This is a genomic window from Bacillus sp. jun7, from assembly GCF_051034795.1.
Classification (GTDB): Bacteria; Bacillota; Bacilli; order Bacillales; family Bacillaceae; genus Bacillus; species Bacillus velezensis.
This window is the reverse complement of sequence record NZ_CP093219.1, coordinates 1141305-1156284: the sequence shown is the minus strand read 5'-3', so window position 1 is coordinate 1156284 and position 14980 is coordinate 1141305. Positions and strand designations below refer to the sequence as shown.

Genomic DNA, 14980 nt, shown 5'->3' with positions numbered 1-14980 from the left:
TAATTGTTATCTTTTGTTTAATAGTAAACGCATACATTTTTGTTGTCAATAGCTTCATAAAGAAATAACATCTGTATTTATAGGGGTTATGTAAGTTTGTCGTTGTTTTTTATGTTGATTGTGTTGTTTATTAGTGTTTGTTTTTGTTGACCGGATTGCCGCAGTATGTTAGATTGTGTGTAAAGTTGAGGGGATGATTGAACATGTTAAAAAAAGAGCGGCTTTTAAAAATCATCGATATTGTAAACTCGCGGGGGTTTATTACGGTGAGTGATATTATCGATGAACTGGAAGTTTCTGATATGACAGTGAGAAGAGATCTGGACGAGCTGGATAAGGCCGGAAAAATCGTACGTATTCACGGAGGCGCACAGAGCATATCTTATTCCATTGATCACGAATTATCGCATAATGAAAAACTGGGTGTTCAAATGGAGGAGAAGGGGAAGATCGCGGAACTCGCAGCTTCCTATGTAAATGACGGCGATACCGTTTTTTTAGGGCCCGGCACGACGATTGAACTTTTAGCGAAACACCTGCTGCATAAGCGAATCAGGATTATCACAAACAACTATCCCGTATTTGATATTTTGAAACATGGCGACATTGCGGATACCATCCTGATTGGAGGCGACTTCCGAAAAAATACCGGTGCCTTCGTCGGCCCCATCGTGAACGGCAATCTGCAGAAATTCAATTTTACGAAGGCTTTCATCAGCGCCAACGGCATACATAATGATGAGATTTCTTCTTACAGCATTGAAGAAGGGGAAGCTCACCAAATCGCGCTGAATAATTCGCGGACGAAATTTTTGCTGGCGGATAATAAAAAATTCAACCGGGAAGATTTTTACGTGTTCTATAACTTGCACGATATGGACTATCTGATTACGGATGATAAAGTCATGAAAGATGTTCAAATTCATTACGAGCAATATGTAGATGTCAAAATCGCAAAAAAATAAAAAAGGCGGGCGGTTCGATGAAAGGGGTTATTTTTGATTTCAACGGCACGATGTTTCAAGATTCGCATCTGCACGAAAAAGCATGGTTTTTCATGGTGAAAAAATACGCGCCGAAAACCATTTCTGATGAAGACATTTTCGTTAACATTCACGGGAGAACAAACAGTGAAATCCTGACGTATTTTATTTCCGGCGATTTAACAAATGAAGAAATCAAGAAGCTGTCTTTTGAAAAAGAAGCCTACTACAGAGAATTATGCCTTGAAAACAAAGACGAGTTAAAGCTGACGAAGGGACTGACCGGCGTATTGAACCATCTGAAAAAATCGGAAACACCGATGACCATCGCCACGGCTACGGTAAAGGAAAATGTCGAGTTTTACTTTGACGTTTTTCATTTGGATCAGTGGTTTGATTTTGACAAAGTCACGTTTGATGACGGGAGCTTCCCGGGAAAACCGGCGCCGGATATTTTTCTCATCGCATCGGAAAAATTAGGCCTCAAACCTGAAGAATGCTTAGTCATTGAAGATGCCTTTTCGGGGCTCACAGCGGCGAAAAAAGCAGGTGCGGGCAAGATTATGGCCATTGACCCGCTCGGAAAAAACCGCGCGTTATTTGAAGAAAAACAGCTGGCGGGTGACGGGATACTGACAGACTTCACCTCGTTTTTTGAGGTGATTGCCGGACATTCGGTTTGAGAGATGCAGTTGGATTGAGAGTGCTTTATGTAAGATCTTTTGATGCTATATCCGAAAATTAGGATGTTAAAAAACGCTCCCTATTCATATATGCAACAGAAACCGAAGTTTTTGATGGGGTATTCTTTAGTTGGCGGTCAAACTAAAGAAGTGGTTCAAGGACATAACAGAAGGAGTGTGCTAAATGAATATATTTAGAATAAGAATCTGATTTGGATAGGTGGAATCGCAAAAAAATTTAGGAGCTTTGCAAAACATTTCAACAGCTGTTCTTAATAATAGGGTTTACAGTGTTGAAGGTAGAAAAAGTCCTATTTAGCAAGCCCTCTTTTTTAAAAAGAGGGCTTTTTTTATGAGGTGTCTATTCTTTTTCAGTTGCGCTTTTGTTTTTGTATAATGATTTTCTCATTGAAGGCGGCATTTTTGGATCAGAAAGGTGTTCGCCTTAATTGAAATATTGGCTGAATTTATAGATTCGCAGAGATAAGGGAGTCGTAAAAGATATGCCGTTTGCGGATTTCAGCCTGTCTTTTGAGAAGGATCATTCTTCAATGACGCTTATTTCCCCCGTGCCGAAAAAAAGTGAAACACGTTCTCCTCGCTTTTCATAGGTTTTGATAAGTCCTTCCTGCCCTTTAAGTTTCCAGCCTTTTTCGGCTATTTCCAATTGGTATAAACCGCTCGGACCTTCTTCTTCTTTTGCGAAACGGTATGTATAGTTTGAAACGTAATTTCCTTTTTCATATTCCTTTGTTTTAGTGTGCATAGCGAATAATGGCACCGGGAAATCAGGGTGAGAAACAGCTGCTTTATATCCTCCCAAAATAAATAAGCTAAATAACAATAATATAAAAAACCACAGAATATATTTCATAAAACCTCCTTATGTCAATTAGTCGGTGCATTTTAAAAAAAGATACACCGCATGATTGGGTTATAAAAGCGGGTAAGAAGATAAGGAAAGGAGAGAGACGGATGGAACTTGATTTTGTGATTCGTCTGGCGGTTGCGGGTCTGCTTGGGGCTCTTATTGGATTGGAGAGAGAATTCAGGGCAAAGGAAGCCGGTTTGAGGACGCATTTTTTAGTGGCCGTCGGCAGCGCCTTGATGATGATCGTTTCCAAATACGGCTTTTTTGATTTGTTATCCAACAGCCATACGTCCTTTGATCCGAGCCGGGTGGCGGCGCAGGTCGTCAGCGGCGTCGGATTTTTAGGAGCCGGCACGATTATTTTGCAGCGGCATGTCGTGCGGGGGCTTACGACGGCCGCGGGGATTTGGGCTACGTCGGGGATCGGGCTGACGATCGGGGCAGGTATGTATGTCATTGGCATCAGCGGCACGATTTTGGCGTTAATCGGGCTTGAACTGTTAAATTTTCTGTTTAAACCGGCGGCGCATTCTTTGTCTGTCAGTTTCAGGATTGAAGAGAAAGCCGTCATGCATGATATTTTAACTTCTCTTGAGGAAAAAGGAATTCTGATTACGTCCTATGAATTGAATAAGGCGGTGCTTGAAGTGAAGGGAAGGGTGAAAAGCAAAAGCGGGAAAGCAGCGGTAATGGAGAAAGTTCAAGCCCTCCCGTATATCCTGTCGGTCAAAGTTGAATAGCAGACAGGGAGAAGCCTCCTGTCTGCAGTCATTTCTTTTCAAACATTAATACCAAGGATAGAACGGGATATACGGCCGCGGATAGTATGGATACGGTCTGGGGAAATAATAAGGCGGCCGCGGGTAGTATGGATATGGTCTAGGGTAATAATAAGGCGGCCGCGGATAATGATATGGCACCCGTTCCTGGCTCTCGGCTGTGTATTCATGATCGAAAGGATCGTACAAGAGGAAAACCTCCTTTTCAAATGTTGGTTCCGTTTACCTTATTCCTGTATGCCCGGTACGGTGTATGTACAATGGGCAAAAAAAAAAGACGCCGGTTATCATCCGACATCTTTTTTACACTTTCACATCAATTGAATGTCCGGCAGTCGGGTGCTGGGACGGCAGCATTTTCACTGTTTCTTCCGCCGCAGTCTGTGCATGGCAGGACCGTTTTTGTTAAAGCGATATTTACATTCTGCGCCAGAGATGCCTGATGCATTGCGATTGATAACGCAGGGATATCCATAGCTTCCACCTCCTTATCCCTTCATATCGGCGGCGTGCTCCGATTATGAAGAGGGCTGGCGGTTTCTTTTTACGGCCCATTCTAAAAGTGCGGCAGCGCATACCCCGAGGGTATAGGCGAAAATGTCACTCCAGACAAATTGCCAGCCGAGGATCAGCCCGCCGAGCGTGCTGCTTCTGACCGCGTCAATCCACGGCGCGTGATACAGCTGGCTGCATTCAATCAGACAGCAAAACGAGAGGCTCAAAATTGCGGCTGTTTCCGTCCGGATGTGCCGAAATAAAAGCCCGAATCCTGTAAAAATCATGGCCGCCCACAAGGCATCTCCTAAATAAGCGTTTATGATGCCGGGTAATAGGGCGGTGATGTATGCGGTTCTGGACAGCAAACCGAGGGCGATGATAAAAACGGTACATATTCCGTATGTCAATGGATGTCTATTCACTTCACACTGTTCCCCTTTTTTTGTACTCCCATGTATTGTAAGGAACGACGGAGAAGCTGTCTATGAAAAAAACGGCCCGGGAGGCCGCTTTTTTGCGTTATCTGGCTTTTAGGTTGACATGATCTGCTCTTTGATCACTGCCGATGACGAAGCGGAGCTCATACTGCCCCGTATGGTAGACGTAATCTGTTTCGCCCGTTTCTGGCACTGTCAGGATTTTGTCAGCGCTGCCGATTTGTTTGCTTAAGACGTCAGGTGTGACGCTGCCGAGGTTTAAGCGCCGCTCGACCCCCGTTCCGCAATAGCGTATTTCCGAGATTTTTCCGTTTTTATGATAGGAAAATCCATACCCGGGGTTTCCCATGTTCCAGCTGTATAAATCAAATGGATTGCGGCTGTCTGCTTTTTGTTCCGGCTCGCCGATTTTATTGTAAACGTCCTGTCTTGTGCTTTGGTTGATTTTCAGGCCTTTCACATTTTGCGGCATTTCCCCTTTAAATGCCGATTGGTAAAGGCTGTTCACCAGTTCTTGTGCACGCTGGTTTTCCGTTTTTGAAGCGGCTGCGGCATGGACGGGCTGTGTATCCGAAAATGCTTCTGCTCCGAAAGCGCATCCCGTGAGCATCACTGCCGATAATCCCGTGACGAGTGTTTTTTTCTTCAACATGTGAACGCCTCCTTTTTACCGCTCATACCCGTATGTTTCCTGAGATAAACGAGATGTTTTAGTGAAAGGCCGGTTGGGAATCATAGAGGATGTATAGAGGGGTACAGAAAGGGGAAAGAAAATGGCTGATACAAAGAAAGTTACAATCAATGGGGTTGAAATGGAAGCGCCGGACGGCCAAACCGTTTTGCAGCTTTTGAACAATAGTTCAATTGACGTGCCGCACGTGTGTTATCACCCGAGTCTCGGGCCGATTGAAACGTGCGATACCTGTATCGTCAATGTTAACGGGGAACTGGTGCGTTCGTGTTCCGCGCAAATAAAGGACGGAGATGTCATTGATACGCTTTCGTCCGATGTAAAAAAAGCGCAGGTTATCGGCATGGACAACATTTTGCACAACCATGAATTGTACTGTACGGTCTGTGATTACAACAATGGGAGCTGCGAAATACATAATACCGTAAAGGAAATGAAAATCAATCATCAAAGCATTCCGTTCGATCAAAAACCGTATCCTAAAGATGAATCAAATCCGTTTTACCGATATGATCCCGATCAGTGCATTTTGTGCGGACGCTGCGTCGAAGCCTGTCAGGACGTACAGGTAACCGAAACCTTAAGCATTGATTGGGAGCGGAAACGCCCGCGGGTCATTTGGGATCAGGATGTGCCGATCAATGAATCATCATGTGTTTCCTGCGGACATTGTTCGACGGTATGTCCGTGCAATGCCATGATGGAAAAAGGCATGGAAGGCGAAGCTGGGTATTTAACAGGCATTAACCAAGAGACGCTTCGGCCGATGATTGATATCACAAAAGGCGTCGAAACCGGATACGGATCAATTTTAGCCATATCGGATATGGAATCGGCCATGCGGGATGAAAGAATCAAAAAAACGAAAACCGTATGCACATACTGCGGTGTCGGCTGCAGTTTTGATATATGGACGAAAGGAAGAGACATTTTAAAGGTCGAGCCTCAGGCTGAGGCGCCCGCAAATGGAATTTCGACGTGTGTGAAAGGGAAATTCGGCTGGGATTTCGTCAATAGTGAAAAGCGCCTTACCAAACCGCTTATCCGGGAAGGAGACTCGTTTCGGGAGGCGGAATGGGATGAAGCGCTGCAGCTGATCGCTGATAAATTTACCGATATAAAAGAACATTTCGGCCCGGACGCGCTTGCTTTTATCACATCTTCCAAGTGCACGAATGAAGAATCATACGTGATGCAGAAGCTTGCAAGAGCCGTTATCGGAACAAATAATGTCGACAACTGCTCACGCTACTGCCAGTCTCCCGCCACGGCCGGATTGTTCAGAACGGTCGGATACGGCGGCGATTCAGGATCAATTACAGATATAGAAAAAGCTGAGCTCGTGCTGATTATCGGTTCAAATACATCTGAGTCTCACCCCGTCTTGTCCACACGCATTAAACGTTCTCATAAGCTGCACGGGCAGAAGCTCGTCGTTGCTGACTTGCGAAAACACGAAATGGCCGAGCGCTCCGACGTGTTTTTCCAGCCGCGTGCCGGATCAGATATTGTCTGGCTGAATGCCGTATCGAAATATCTGCTTGATCACGATTTGGCGGATACTGCATTTCTGAAGGAGAGAGTGAACGGATTAGATGAATTCGTGAAAAGCCTTGAACCTTATACGATGGAATATGCGGAAAAACATACCGGTGTGGACAAGGATACCTTAATTAAAGTGGCCCGGATGATTCATGAAGCCAAAAGTGTATGCGCACTGTGGGCGATGGGGGTCACCCAGCATATCGGAGGAAGTGATACGAGCACGGCCATTTCCAACATGCTTCTTGTGACCGGAAATTACGGCAAGCCCGGCGCAGGCTCATATCCGCTTCGGGGCCATAATAACGTGCAGGGAGCCAGTGATTTCGGCAGTATGCCTGACAGCTTCCCCGGCTATGAAAAAGTAACGGATGAAAAAGCCCGCAAAAAGTATGAACAGGGCTGGGGAACAGACCTGCCGAAAGAAATCGGAATGACAAATCATGAAATGATCGAGGGCATCCACTCGGGAAAACTGAAGTGTATGTATGTAAAAGGGGAAGAAATGGGGCTTGTCGACTCCAATATCAACCATGTTCATGCCGCCTTTGAAAAGCTTGATTTCTTCGTTGTGCAGGATATTTTTCTCTCGCGGACGGCCGAGTTCGCCGATGTGGTGCTCCCGGCAAGCCCGAGTCTTGAAAAAGAAGGGACGTTTACGAATACGGAACGGAGGGTGCAGCGCCTTTACGAAGTGTTTGAACCGCTGGGCGATTCAAAGCCTGATTGGCAGATCATTACGGACATCGCCAACCGGCTGGGCGCTGATTGGCGCTATGAACATCCGGCAGACATTATGGAAGAAGCGGCAATGCTTTCGCCGCTCTACGCAGGCGTCACTTACGAACGTCTCGAAGGCTACAATTCACTGCAATGGCCGGTAGCAGCGGACGGAACCGATTCACCGCTTTTATTTACGGACAAGTTTCCGTTTTCAGACGGCAAAGCGATTCTATATCCCGTTCAGTGGACCGAGCCGAAAGAATTTGATGAAGAATATGATATCCATGTGAATAACGGGCGGCTGCTCGAGCATTTTCACGAAGGGAATCTGACTTACCGATCAAAAGGAATATCCGAAAAAACACCGAGTGTGTTCCTTGAGGTCTCGCCCGAACTCGCCGAAGAAAGAGGGCTGGAAGACGGAACGCTTGTCCGTCTGACATCACCGTACGGAAATGTGAAAGTCAAATGCGTCATCACAGACAGGGTAAAAGGCAAACAAGTCTATCTCCCGATGAACGATTCAAAAGACGCCGCCATTAACCTTTTGACAAGCAGCTATGCGGATAAGGATACCGATACACCGGCATATAAAGAAACATCAGCGAAGATGGAGATTTTGAAAAAAGAAGGCGTTAATCCGCTTCCGAAAATCAATTTCCGTTACGGAAACCCGCAGCCGCAGATCGGTGTCCGGGTTGATCGGAAATGGGCGCGTCAAGATTATGTATTTCCGGGAGACGCCGTAAAAAGGGGGAAACAGCAGAATGGCTAAAGCAATCAGCGGCATCCGAAAACAGACCGTCACAGAAGAAGACAAACGAAAAAAGGACTTAGAAGAGATCGAGACGGCTCTTTTACGAAATAAAGACGCGATTTTGGAATCTCTGCACATTCTTCAGCACATGAACGAGCGCGGCGTTTTGGCGCTTCTGCGCGGGCTCTTCGGCCAAGGAGACAAAGTGATGGATATCCTGGTGAAGAAGGCGAATACGCCGGAAACGGCCAATATGCTGAAAAATCTCCTGCTGTTAAGCGGCGTTCTCGGCATGCTCGATGTAAAACAGCTTGAGCCGTTTATCGTTAAAATCAATGCGGGCGTCACAAAGGCTGTCGAAGAAAAAGACAGCGGCAGGAAGACGGGGTATTTTGATATCGTCCGCGCTTTAAAAGACCCGGAAATCAACAAGGCCGTCACTCTGCTGTTTTCTTTCCTGAAAGGCATGGGCGCTGATACGGACGATATGGAAAGAAATACGCAGCCTCCTGAAGACCAAAAGCAGCACCAGAAACCGCAGACGAATGAGTGAACATTTCTCCCGAGCCTGGCCGAAGGCTCGGGTTTTTTGTGCGCTTCTGCTGTTTTCTTGGGAGAAATTTCACCTCCGGATTCATGACTTTTGTTGTGTTATGTTAATAGTTAAGGTTATGAATAGAAAAAAATTGAAAATATGTGCTAGGATAAAATTCAAGGTGCGTCAACTATTCAAATATGAAACAATCAGGAGTGATGTAACATGAGTAAGCTGAGGAGCACGAGACAAGCCATCCAAAGAACCCTGATGAAAGGAAAAAACGGCCTGGACGTATACAACCCTTTTCCTTGGTATGAAAAAATGAGACGGGAAAGCCCTATATACTTTGATGAAGAAACGAAGGTTTGGAGTGTGTTTTTATACGATGATGTCAAAAAAGTCATCAGTGATAAAGAGACGTTCTCAAGCCGCATGACTGATGTGAAAAGCTCGATTGCAAAGTCCATGCTGAATATGGACCCGCCGAAACATACCCAAATCAGATCTGCCGTCAATCGCGCTTTCACTCCCCGCGTCTTGAAGGAATGGGAGCCGAGAATTAAAGACATTACCGATCATCTCCTGAAACAGGCAAAGAACAAAGGGCGGATTGATATCGTTAAAGATCTCTCTTACCCTTTGCCGGTCATGGTGATTTCAGAATTATTAGGCGTTCCGTCCGAACGTATGGATCAGTTTAAAAAATGGTCGGATATTCTCGTCAGCATGCCGAAAGATGCGAGTCCTGAAGCGGCGGAGAAAAATCAGCAGGAACGTGACCAATGTGAGGCGGAGCTGGCGGCGTTTTTTGCGGGAATAATAGAAAGCAAACGAAAACAGCCCGGCCAAGATATTATTTCTATTTTGATAAAAGAGGAAGAAGAGGGAGAGAAGCTCACGCCAGAAGATCTGATCCCGTTTTGCAATCTGCTTTTAGTGGCGGGAAATGAAACAACGACTAATCTCATTTCAAATGCGGTTTACAGCATATTAGAGACGCCCGGCCTTTATGAAGAGCTGAGACAGGACCCTTCTCTCATCGCGCAAACGGTGGAAGAAACGCTGCGTTTTCGCGCTCCCGCTCCGTTTGTCAGAAGGACGGTCCGGCACGACACTGAGCTGCGCGGACGCCGCTTGAAAAGCGGAGAGATCGTTCTCTGCTATGTTGCATCTGCCAACCGTGATGAAAACAAATTTGAGAAGGCGGGCGTATTTGATATTCATCGCCAATCGAATCCGCACCTTTCCTTTGGATTCGGCGTACACTTCTGCTTAGGCGCTCCGCTTGCCAGACTTGAAGCGGAAGCCGCGCTGGAAGGAATTGTAAAAACCTTTTCACACCTTGAGCCCGTCCGGATTGAGCCGATCCGAAACAGTGTCATGTACGGGCTGGAGTCTTTAGAAGCGGAGATAAACGAAAATGAGGGAGAAGAAAAAAGATGAGAAAAACACACATCGCCATTATTAATGTGGCCGCTCACGGTCATGTCAATCCCACGCTGCCTGTAGCCGAGGAACTTGTCAATCGCGGGTATAAAGTGACATTCGCTACGACTGAGGAATTTGAAGCTTCCGTTGCCAAAACGGGTGCCATTCCCGTTTTATACCGCACAAGCATAAAGGCGGACCCGAAGACGATAAAAGAACGGGTAAACAAAAGTGACGCGTTTGTAATGTTTCTGGAAGAAGCGGTTGAAGTGCTTCCGCAGCTGGAAGAGCTGTACAAAGACGACCTTCCTGACATCGTCCTGTTTGATTTTTTAGCGCTTGCCGGAAAATTGTTTGCGGACAATGGCGGCATCCCGGCCGTAAAGTTCTGCCCGAGCTATGCAATGAATGAGTATTTTCAATTAGGAAGAGACGAAGAAACGATGGAAGCGGCCAAACAGGCGATAGAAGAATATCAGGAGAAAATTGAAAATGAACAAGTGAAACGGATGACAATGGAAGAATTTTTCATGCCTGAAAAATTGAATATCGTCTTTATGCCAAGGGCCTTTCAGCCGAAACAGGAAACCTTTGATGAACGATTCTGTTTTGCGGGTCCGTCTCTTGGAGAACGCACAAATACGGGAAGTCTGGAAATTGATGCAGCCGATGACCGTCCGCTTATGCTCATCTCACTGGGAACGGCGTTTAACGCCTGGCCTGAATTTTACCGGATGTGTATTGACGCGTTTCGGGACTCGGACTGGCGGGTTATTATGTCAGTCGGCACAACAATTGATCCGGAAAGTTTTTCGGATGTGCCCGATCACTTTATCATCCGCCAGCACGTTCCGCAGCTTGATGTGCTGGAGAAAGCAAAGCTGTTCGTATCTCACGGCGGGATGAACAGTACAATGGAGGCGATGAATGCGGGTGTTCCGCTCGTTGTCGTTCCGCAAATGCACGAACAAGAGGTCACCGCAAAGCGTGTGGATGAATTGGGGCTTGGCGTGCATCTGCCGCCGAAAGAAGTCACTGTGGCCCGTCTGCAAAAAGACGTTCAGAACGTATACGGCGATAAAAACATTCTCAGCCGCGTGAAAAGCATGCAGCAGAAAATAAAAGAAACCGGCGGTCCAAAACAGGCTGTTTGCGCCATTGAAGAATTTTTGAAAAAGGCGTCCGTCGAAAATTGATTAGGAAAACAGGCAGCACCGGACGGCTGCCTGTTTTGTTATATATTTTTCTTCATGCCGCATCTCCGGCATTCCCTCAAAAATTTTCCGCCCTTCACTGAACTTTTAAACAGCGTGTAATCGCAATTGTCACATCGGCCGCTGTGAACATCAGGATATTCATTGAACTCATAAATGACCGAAGTATCGTATCCTTTTGTCTCGAACTCTTTTTTTGTTTCCATGATTGAAAGTCCCTCCGCGAATCAAATCGTTCTGCCCGGTTAATGATACAGCAACTGCACGGGGGATTCAACGGGAGCATAGCTTGATTTTCCCGGCTGATTGCGTAACAATAATAGAAATAAATGACGGCCTGCCATAGGGCGCCCGGCATCTGAAGGGAAGAAGAAAACAGCGATGGGAAAAGGATTGAACGGGAAACGGATTGCCATCGGCGGTTCGCGGAAAACAGAAGAGATCACAAAATTAATAGAAAAGCAGGGCGGAACGGCGGTCATCCGTTCCCTCCAAGGAACCGTATACCTGGCGGAGGATCAAATGGAACCCGACGTAAGAACATTTGCCGAGCAAAAAGCCGACTGGGTGATATTCACCACAGGCATCGGTACGGAAACGTTATTGTCGATATCGGAAAAAATCGGTCTGAAAGAAGAATTTTTAGCGGCCGTTCATGAAGCGAAAATCGGCTGCAGAGGCTATAAAACATATGCGGCCTTAAAAAAGCTCGGCATCACGCCGCATGCCTCAGATGAAGACGGTACAACAAGAGGGCTGATCCGCTCCTTGGAACGATTTGACTTTAAAGATAAAAAAGTCATGATACAGCTTCATGGCGAGAAAGCGCCGGTTTTAACGGAGTTCCTTGAGAAAAACGGAGCGGAGGTATTCCCTGTTCTGCCGTATCAGCATATTCCGCCTGAAAGAGAGACGGTCGATAAACTGCTGGGAGAGCTGTTAAACGGAGAGGTCGATGCCGTATGTTTTACGACAGCCATTCAAGTGCGCTCTCTCTTTGATTATGCAAAAGAAAAAGGATCCGCAAAAGAACTGCAGCAGGCATTCGAAAAACACGTGCTTGCCGCCGCAGTCGGCAAAGTGACGGCTGAAGCGATCCGGGATGAAGGGGTAAAGAGGGTCCTTGCTCCGGACATTGAGCGGATGGGAGCGATGATTATTGAATTATCCCGTTACTATGAATCTCTGACCTTGTCATAAACCATCATTCAGCAGGGAAAAAAGCTTACGCTTCCCTGCTGAATTTTTTTAATTGCCGGTGTTCCGTGAAAAGGGAAGGATATGTCAAGGCGCTGAGTATGATACATGTAAGAAGAGCGGAGGCCATCGTTGTAAAAACGATCAGCAGCTGAAAGCGCACCGCCTGTATCGGATCAGCCCCCGCTAAAATCTGCCCCGTCATCATGCCGGGAAGCTGAACGAGACCCAATGTTTTCTGGCTTTCAAGCGTCGGGATCATACTGAGCTTCATACTGGACGTCAATATCTGCCGGACGGCCTGCTTAGGCGTTCCTCCGAGAGAGAGAATCAGCTGGATTTCTTCTTTCCGCAGGTCTGCTTCCGAACTGAGCCGGCTTAAAAACAGACTTGAGAGCACCATGGAGTTTCCGATGACCATGCCGCTTATCGGAATGACATATCTTGAAGTGAACGGAATGATGTGAAGGGTCAGTAAAAGTCCCTGCGTCACGGTTTCCGCGATTGCCAGTGTCAGAAAAACGCGCCAAAATGAGCCGATCCGCATTTTTTTCCGTTTGGCGACATTGTGCGAAGCGGCCGTGAGCATGAGAAGCACCATTAATATGATAAATATCGGGTGATCACCGCGAAAAATCAGCGACAGCACATAGCCGATGATGAGAAGCTGAATGACGGCCCTGACGGTTGCGACGATCATATCCTTTTCGACGCCGGCTTTAAAAGATTTAGACAGGAATAAAGCGATAATGACAAATATACTTGTTAGTAACAGTGAAAGATCATTCATATCAGCACCCGCTCCCTTGTAAAAGCGCCCGGGCCTTTTCGTGTTTCGGTTCCTTAAAGAACGTTTTCGTTTCCGCGGTCTCTAAAAGCCGTCCCTCAGCCATAAACCATACCGTATCGGATAATCGTTCCGCTTGTTCAAGGTTATGGGTGATCCACAGGATTGTCAGCTGTTTTTGCCGATGGAGTTTCGTAATCAGTTTCTCAATGGTGAGAACGGATGAGGGGTCGAGCGCCGAGGTGATTTCATCCAGCAGCAGGATGGAAGGCAGTCCGGCGAGAGTTCGCGCTAATGAGAGCTTCTGCCGCTGACCTCCGGATAATTCTTTTGCATTCCGATCCAGAAGCCCGCGCGGAAGGTCTGTAAAATCTGCGAGCTCTTCAGGGGTATAGTGCTGCGCCCCGTGGAGTTTTTCTGCGAGCAGAAGGTTGTCCCGCACCGTGCCCTCCGTGACGGGAGCTGATTGAAATGCAAGGCCCGCGGTTTTTCTGAGCTCCCTGATATCCCAGCGCCTTATTTCTTTTCCGAATACAAGCACTTCCCCTTCATCAGGTGTATTCATCAGATTGCAAAGTGACAGCAATGTGCTTTTTCCCGCGCCGGAAGGCCCTATCAAGGCCGTGATAGAACCTTTTTGAATATGTCCGGTTACACGGCTCAGGACATCAAAGGACGTATTGTTTTGTTCAAGGCGTTTGCCGGCTGACAGAAAAGATATTGCCGGAATTTCTTCTTTCATTTGGGATGACACCTTTCGTAAAAAATCAGGAACCAGTGAGATTGGCTGACGTTTGCTCCGCCGTTTTCTGGTCTGTCTGCCGGGAAGCGAATGTATGCATGACCATTCCCCCAATAATAATGAACAGTCCGGCAAATGAAAGAAGTGACGGAAACGCTGCGGATAAAAAGACGATTTCGCCGATCAGTGCAAAAAGAACCTCTCCGGACTGTGTCGCTTCAACAGCAGCGAGCTTCTGCGGCTCATTCCTCACCATATCGGTGGCGCGGAAAAATAATACTGTTGCGATAACGCCCGAGCTGAGTGCGACGATAAAGGATTGGAATGTCTGTCCCATTGAGGGAAGCCCGTCTCTATGCCAGCCGAAAGCGGCGATCAAAAGCCAAAACGGAAGGCTTGCGAGCGTCATGCCGAGCACCCGCTGAAACGTATCGAGTTTTCCGCCGTATTGTTCCAGCATTTTGCGGTTGCCGAGCGGATAGGCAAACGCCGCGATGACGACCGGCGCCACGCTGAATAGTATCGTGCGGCCGGACAGAGAACCCGCATGCTGAAGCTGAATCAGCCCGGCTCCGATCAGGATGATGACGGAAGTAACCAGCGAAATCAGCGGGATCTTTTGTCTGACGGAAACCGGGCCCGCCGGTGAATTTTTTGTTTCATAGAAAAACGGCGACAGAAGCACACCCGCGACAATTGTAATCTGCCACGTGCCGGCGATCAGCCAGCCAGGCCCATATGCCGCCGCAAACGTAATCGGGGCATAAAAAAGCACGAACCCGGTAAAACTCCACTTCAGCCAAAAAAACGGTTTTTTCCGGATTTCATGCCAGAGCGGCGCCCATTTTCCTTTCGCATAAACGATCAAAAATAAAAACGGAATCATAAAAAGAAAACGCAGGGAAGAGCTCCACATCCAGCTTCCGCCGGAAAGCTCCATCGCCCTGTTTAAAATAAATGTGACTGCAAAAAACAGAGATGCCAATATTCCGATCACGATGGCTTTCATTAAATCCCTCATTTTGACACATATTTTTTTATACTATACTATTCACCGGCAGGCTTCGCAATGGAATATGAGAAAATAGCGTTTTAATAAATGATGAATGG

General features: G+C 46.8%; 15 protein-coding genes and 2 pseudogenes. 8 read left to right on the top strand and 9 right to left on the bottom strand.

Annotated elements, in window-relative coordinates; genetic code table 11:
- The first annotated feature begins 203 nt into the window (after positions 1-203).
- Complete coding sequence (locus tag MJQ52_RS05055; RefSeq protein ID WP_017417571.1) at positions 204-965, top strand: DeoR/GlpR family DNA-binding transcription regulator; 762 nt, start codon at positions 204-206, stop codon at positions 963-965.
- A 17-nt stretch (positions 966-982) separates the two neighbouring features.
- Positions 983-1666 carry an HAD family hydrolase gene (locus tag MJQ52_RS05050; protein ID WP_070081657.1) on the top strand — a complete coding sequence of 228 codons (684 nt, stop codon included), beginning with the start codon at positions 983-985 and terminating at the stop codon, positions 1664-1666.
- Positions 1667-2207: 541 nt separating this feature from the next.
- Here MJQ52_RS05050 and MJQ52_RS05045 read toward each other — a convergent pair.
- Positions 2208-2540, bottom strand: a complete 333-nt coding sequence (locus MJQ52_RS05045; RefSeq protein WP_003154935.1) for a hypothetical protein — start codon at positions 2538-2540, stop codon at positions 2208-2210.
- A 101-nt stretch (positions 2541-2641) separates the two neighbouring features.
- Here MJQ52_RS05045 and MJQ52_RS05040 point away from each other — a divergent pair.
- Positions 2642-3038: pseudogene (locus tag MJQ52_RS05040) on the top strand (MgtC/SapB family protein); the annotation flags it as partial.
- A 284-nt stretch (positions 3039-3322) separates the two neighbouring features.
- On the opposite strand, the gene MJQ52_RS05035 reads toward MJQ52_RS05040, so the two are convergent.
- From MJQ52_RS05035 to MJQ52_RS05020, 4 genes and pseudogenes are all read right to left on the bottom strand, one after another.
- Entirely contained in the window at positions 3323-3505 is a 183-nt protein-coding gene (locus tag MJQ52_RS05035) for a hypothetical protein (protein WP_094247038.1), read from the bottom strand.
- A 114-nt stretch (positions 3506-3619) separates the two neighbouring features.
- Positions 3620-3791, bottom strand: a pseudogene (locus MJQ52_RS05030) (YjfB family protein).
- A 43-nt stretch (positions 3792-3834) separates the two neighbouring features.
- A complete protein-coding gene (locus MJQ52_RS05025) occupies positions 3835-4236 on the bottom strand; it encodes a DUF2809 domain-containing protein (RefSeq protein WP_014304825.1) in 402 nt (133 codons plus the stop codon).
- Positions 4237-4333: 97 nt separating this feature from the next.
- Positions 4334-4903 (bottom strand): YjgB family protein, encoded by a 570-nt coding sequence (locus MJQ52_RS05020; RefSeq protein ID WP_094247037.1) that lies wholly within the window; start codon positions 4901-4903, stop codon positions 4334-4336.
- A 121-nt stretch (positions 4904-5024) separates the two neighbouring features.
- On the opposite strand from MJQ52_RS05020, the gene fdhF reads away from it, so the two are divergent.
- The 4 genes from fdhF (at position 5025) to MJQ52_RS05000 (ending at position 11126) form a co-directional block, all read left to right on the top strand.
- Entirely contained in the window at positions 5025-7982 is a 2958-nt protein-coding gene (fdhF, locus tag MJQ52_RS05015; RefSeq protein WP_003154927.1) for a formate dehydrogenase subunit alpha, read from the top strand.
- On the top strand, positions 7975-8517 hold the full coding sequence (locus MJQ52_RS05010) for a DUF1641 domain-containing protein (protein ID WP_012117344.1): 543 nt from the start codon (positions 7975-7977) through the stop codon (positions 8515-8517). The genes fdhF and MJQ52_RS05010 overlap by 8 nt, the downstream gene beginning before the upstream one ends.
- Before the next feature lie 207 nt (positions 8518-8724).
- On the top strand, positions 8725-9945 hold the full coding sequence (locus MJQ52_RS05005) for a cytochrome P450 (RefSeq protein ID WP_094247036.1): 1221 nt from the start codon (positions 8725-8727) through the stop codon (positions 9943-9945).
- A complete protein-coding gene (locus MJQ52_RS05000) occupies positions 9942-11126 on the top strand; it encodes a macrolide family glycosyltransferase (protein ID WP_094247035.1) in 1185 nt (394 codons plus the stop codon). The genes MJQ52_RS05005 and MJQ52_RS05000 overlap by 4 nt, the downstream gene beginning before the upstream one ends.
- Positions 11127-11164: 38 nt before the next feature.
- On the opposite strand, the gene MJQ52_RS04995 is transcribed toward MJQ52_RS05000, so the two are convergent.
- Entirely contained in the window at positions 11165-11350 is a 186-nt protein-coding gene (locus tag MJQ52_RS04995; RefSeq protein ID WP_003154919.1) for a hypothetical protein, read from the bottom strand.
- 175 nt (positions 11351-11525) lie between these two features.
- On the opposite strand from MJQ52_RS04995, the gene MJQ52_RS04990 reads away from it, so the two are divergent.
- Complete coding sequence (locus MJQ52_RS04990; protein ID WP_094247034.1) at positions 11526-12344, top strand: uroporphyrinogen-III synthase; 819 nt, start codon at positions 11526-11528, stop codon at positions 12342-12344.
- A gap of 25 nt (positions 12345-12369) precedes the next feature.
- Here the strand turns inward: MJQ52_RS04990 and MJQ52_RS04985 are convergent, their stop codons facing one another.
- The 3 genes from MJQ52_RS04985 to MJQ52_RS04975 are packed head-to-tail and all read right to left on the bottom strand — an operon-like array spanning position 12370 to position 14879.
- Positions 12370-13131, bottom strand: coding sequence for an ABC transporter permease (locus MJQ52_RS04985; protein WP_094247033.1), 762 nt, complete (start codon positions 13129-13131; stop codon positions 12370-12372).
- A gap of 1 nt (position 13132) precedes the next feature.
- Entirely contained in the window at positions 13133-13870 is a 738-nt protein-coding gene (locus tag MJQ52_RS04980; protein ID WP_077722089.1) for an ABC transporter ATP-binding protein, read from the bottom strand.
- A gap of 25 nt (positions 13871-13895) precedes the next feature.
- Positions 13896-14879, bottom strand: a complete 984-nt coding sequence (locus MJQ52_RS04975) for a DMT family transporter (protein ID WP_070081663.1) — start codon at positions 14877-14879, stop codon at positions 13896-13898.
- Between the last annotated feature and the right edge of the window lie 101 nt (positions 14880-14980).

Bases quoted from the DNA above. Each gene is read 5' to 3' on its own strand.
- MJQ52_RS05055 (WP_017417571.1), top strand. From the start codon at position 204: ATGTTAAAAAAAGAGCGGCTTTTAAAAATCATCGATATTGTAAACTCG.
- MJQ52_RS05050 (WP_070081657.1), top strand. From the start codon at position 983: ATGAAAGGGGTTATTTTTGATTTCAACGGCACGATGTTTCAAGATTCG.
- MJQ52_RS05045 (WP_003154935.1), bottom strand. From the start codon at position 2,540: ATGAAATATATTCTGTGGTTTTTTATATTATTGTTATTTAGCTTATTT.
- MJQ52_RS05020 (WP_094247037.1), bottom strand. From the start codon at position 4,903: ATGTTGAAGAAAAAAACACTCGTCACGGGATTATCGGCAGTGATGCTC.
- fdhF (WP_003154927.1), top strand. From the start codon at position 5,025: ATGGCTGATACAAAGAAAGTTACAATCAATGGGGTTGAAATGGAAGCG.
- MJQ52_RS05010 (WP_012117344.1), top strand. From the start codon at position 7,975: ATGGCTAAAGCAATCAGCGGCATCCGAAAACAGACCGTCACAGAAGAA.
- MJQ52_RS05005 (WP_094247036.1), top strand. From the start codon at position 8,725: ATGAGTAAGCTGAGGAGCACGAGACAAGCCATCCAAAGAACCCTGATG.
- MJQ52_RS05000 (WP_094247035.1), top strand. From the start codon at position 9,942: ATGAGAAAAACACACATCGCCATTATTAATGTGGCCGCTCACGGTCAT.
- MJQ52_RS04995 (WP_003154919.1), bottom strand. From the start codon at position 11,350: ATGGAAACAAAAAAAGAGTTCGAGACAAAAGGATACGATACTTCGGTC.
- MJQ52_RS04990 (WP_094247034.1), top strand. From the start codon at position 11,526: ATGGGAAAAGGATTGAACGGGAAACGGATTGCCATCGGCGGTTCGCGG.
- MJQ52_RS04985 (WP_094247033.1), bottom strand. From the start codon at position 13,131: ATGAATGATCTTTCACTGTTACTAACAAGTATATTTGTCATTATCGCT.
- MJQ52_RS04980 (WP_077722089.1), bottom strand. From the start codon at position 13,870: ATGAAAGAAGAAATTCCGGCAATATCTTTTCTGTCAGCCGGCAAACGC.
- MJQ52_RS04975 (WP_070081663.1), bottom strand. From the start codon at position 14,879: ATGAAAGCCATCGTGATCGGAATATTGGCATCTCTGTTTTTTGCAGTC.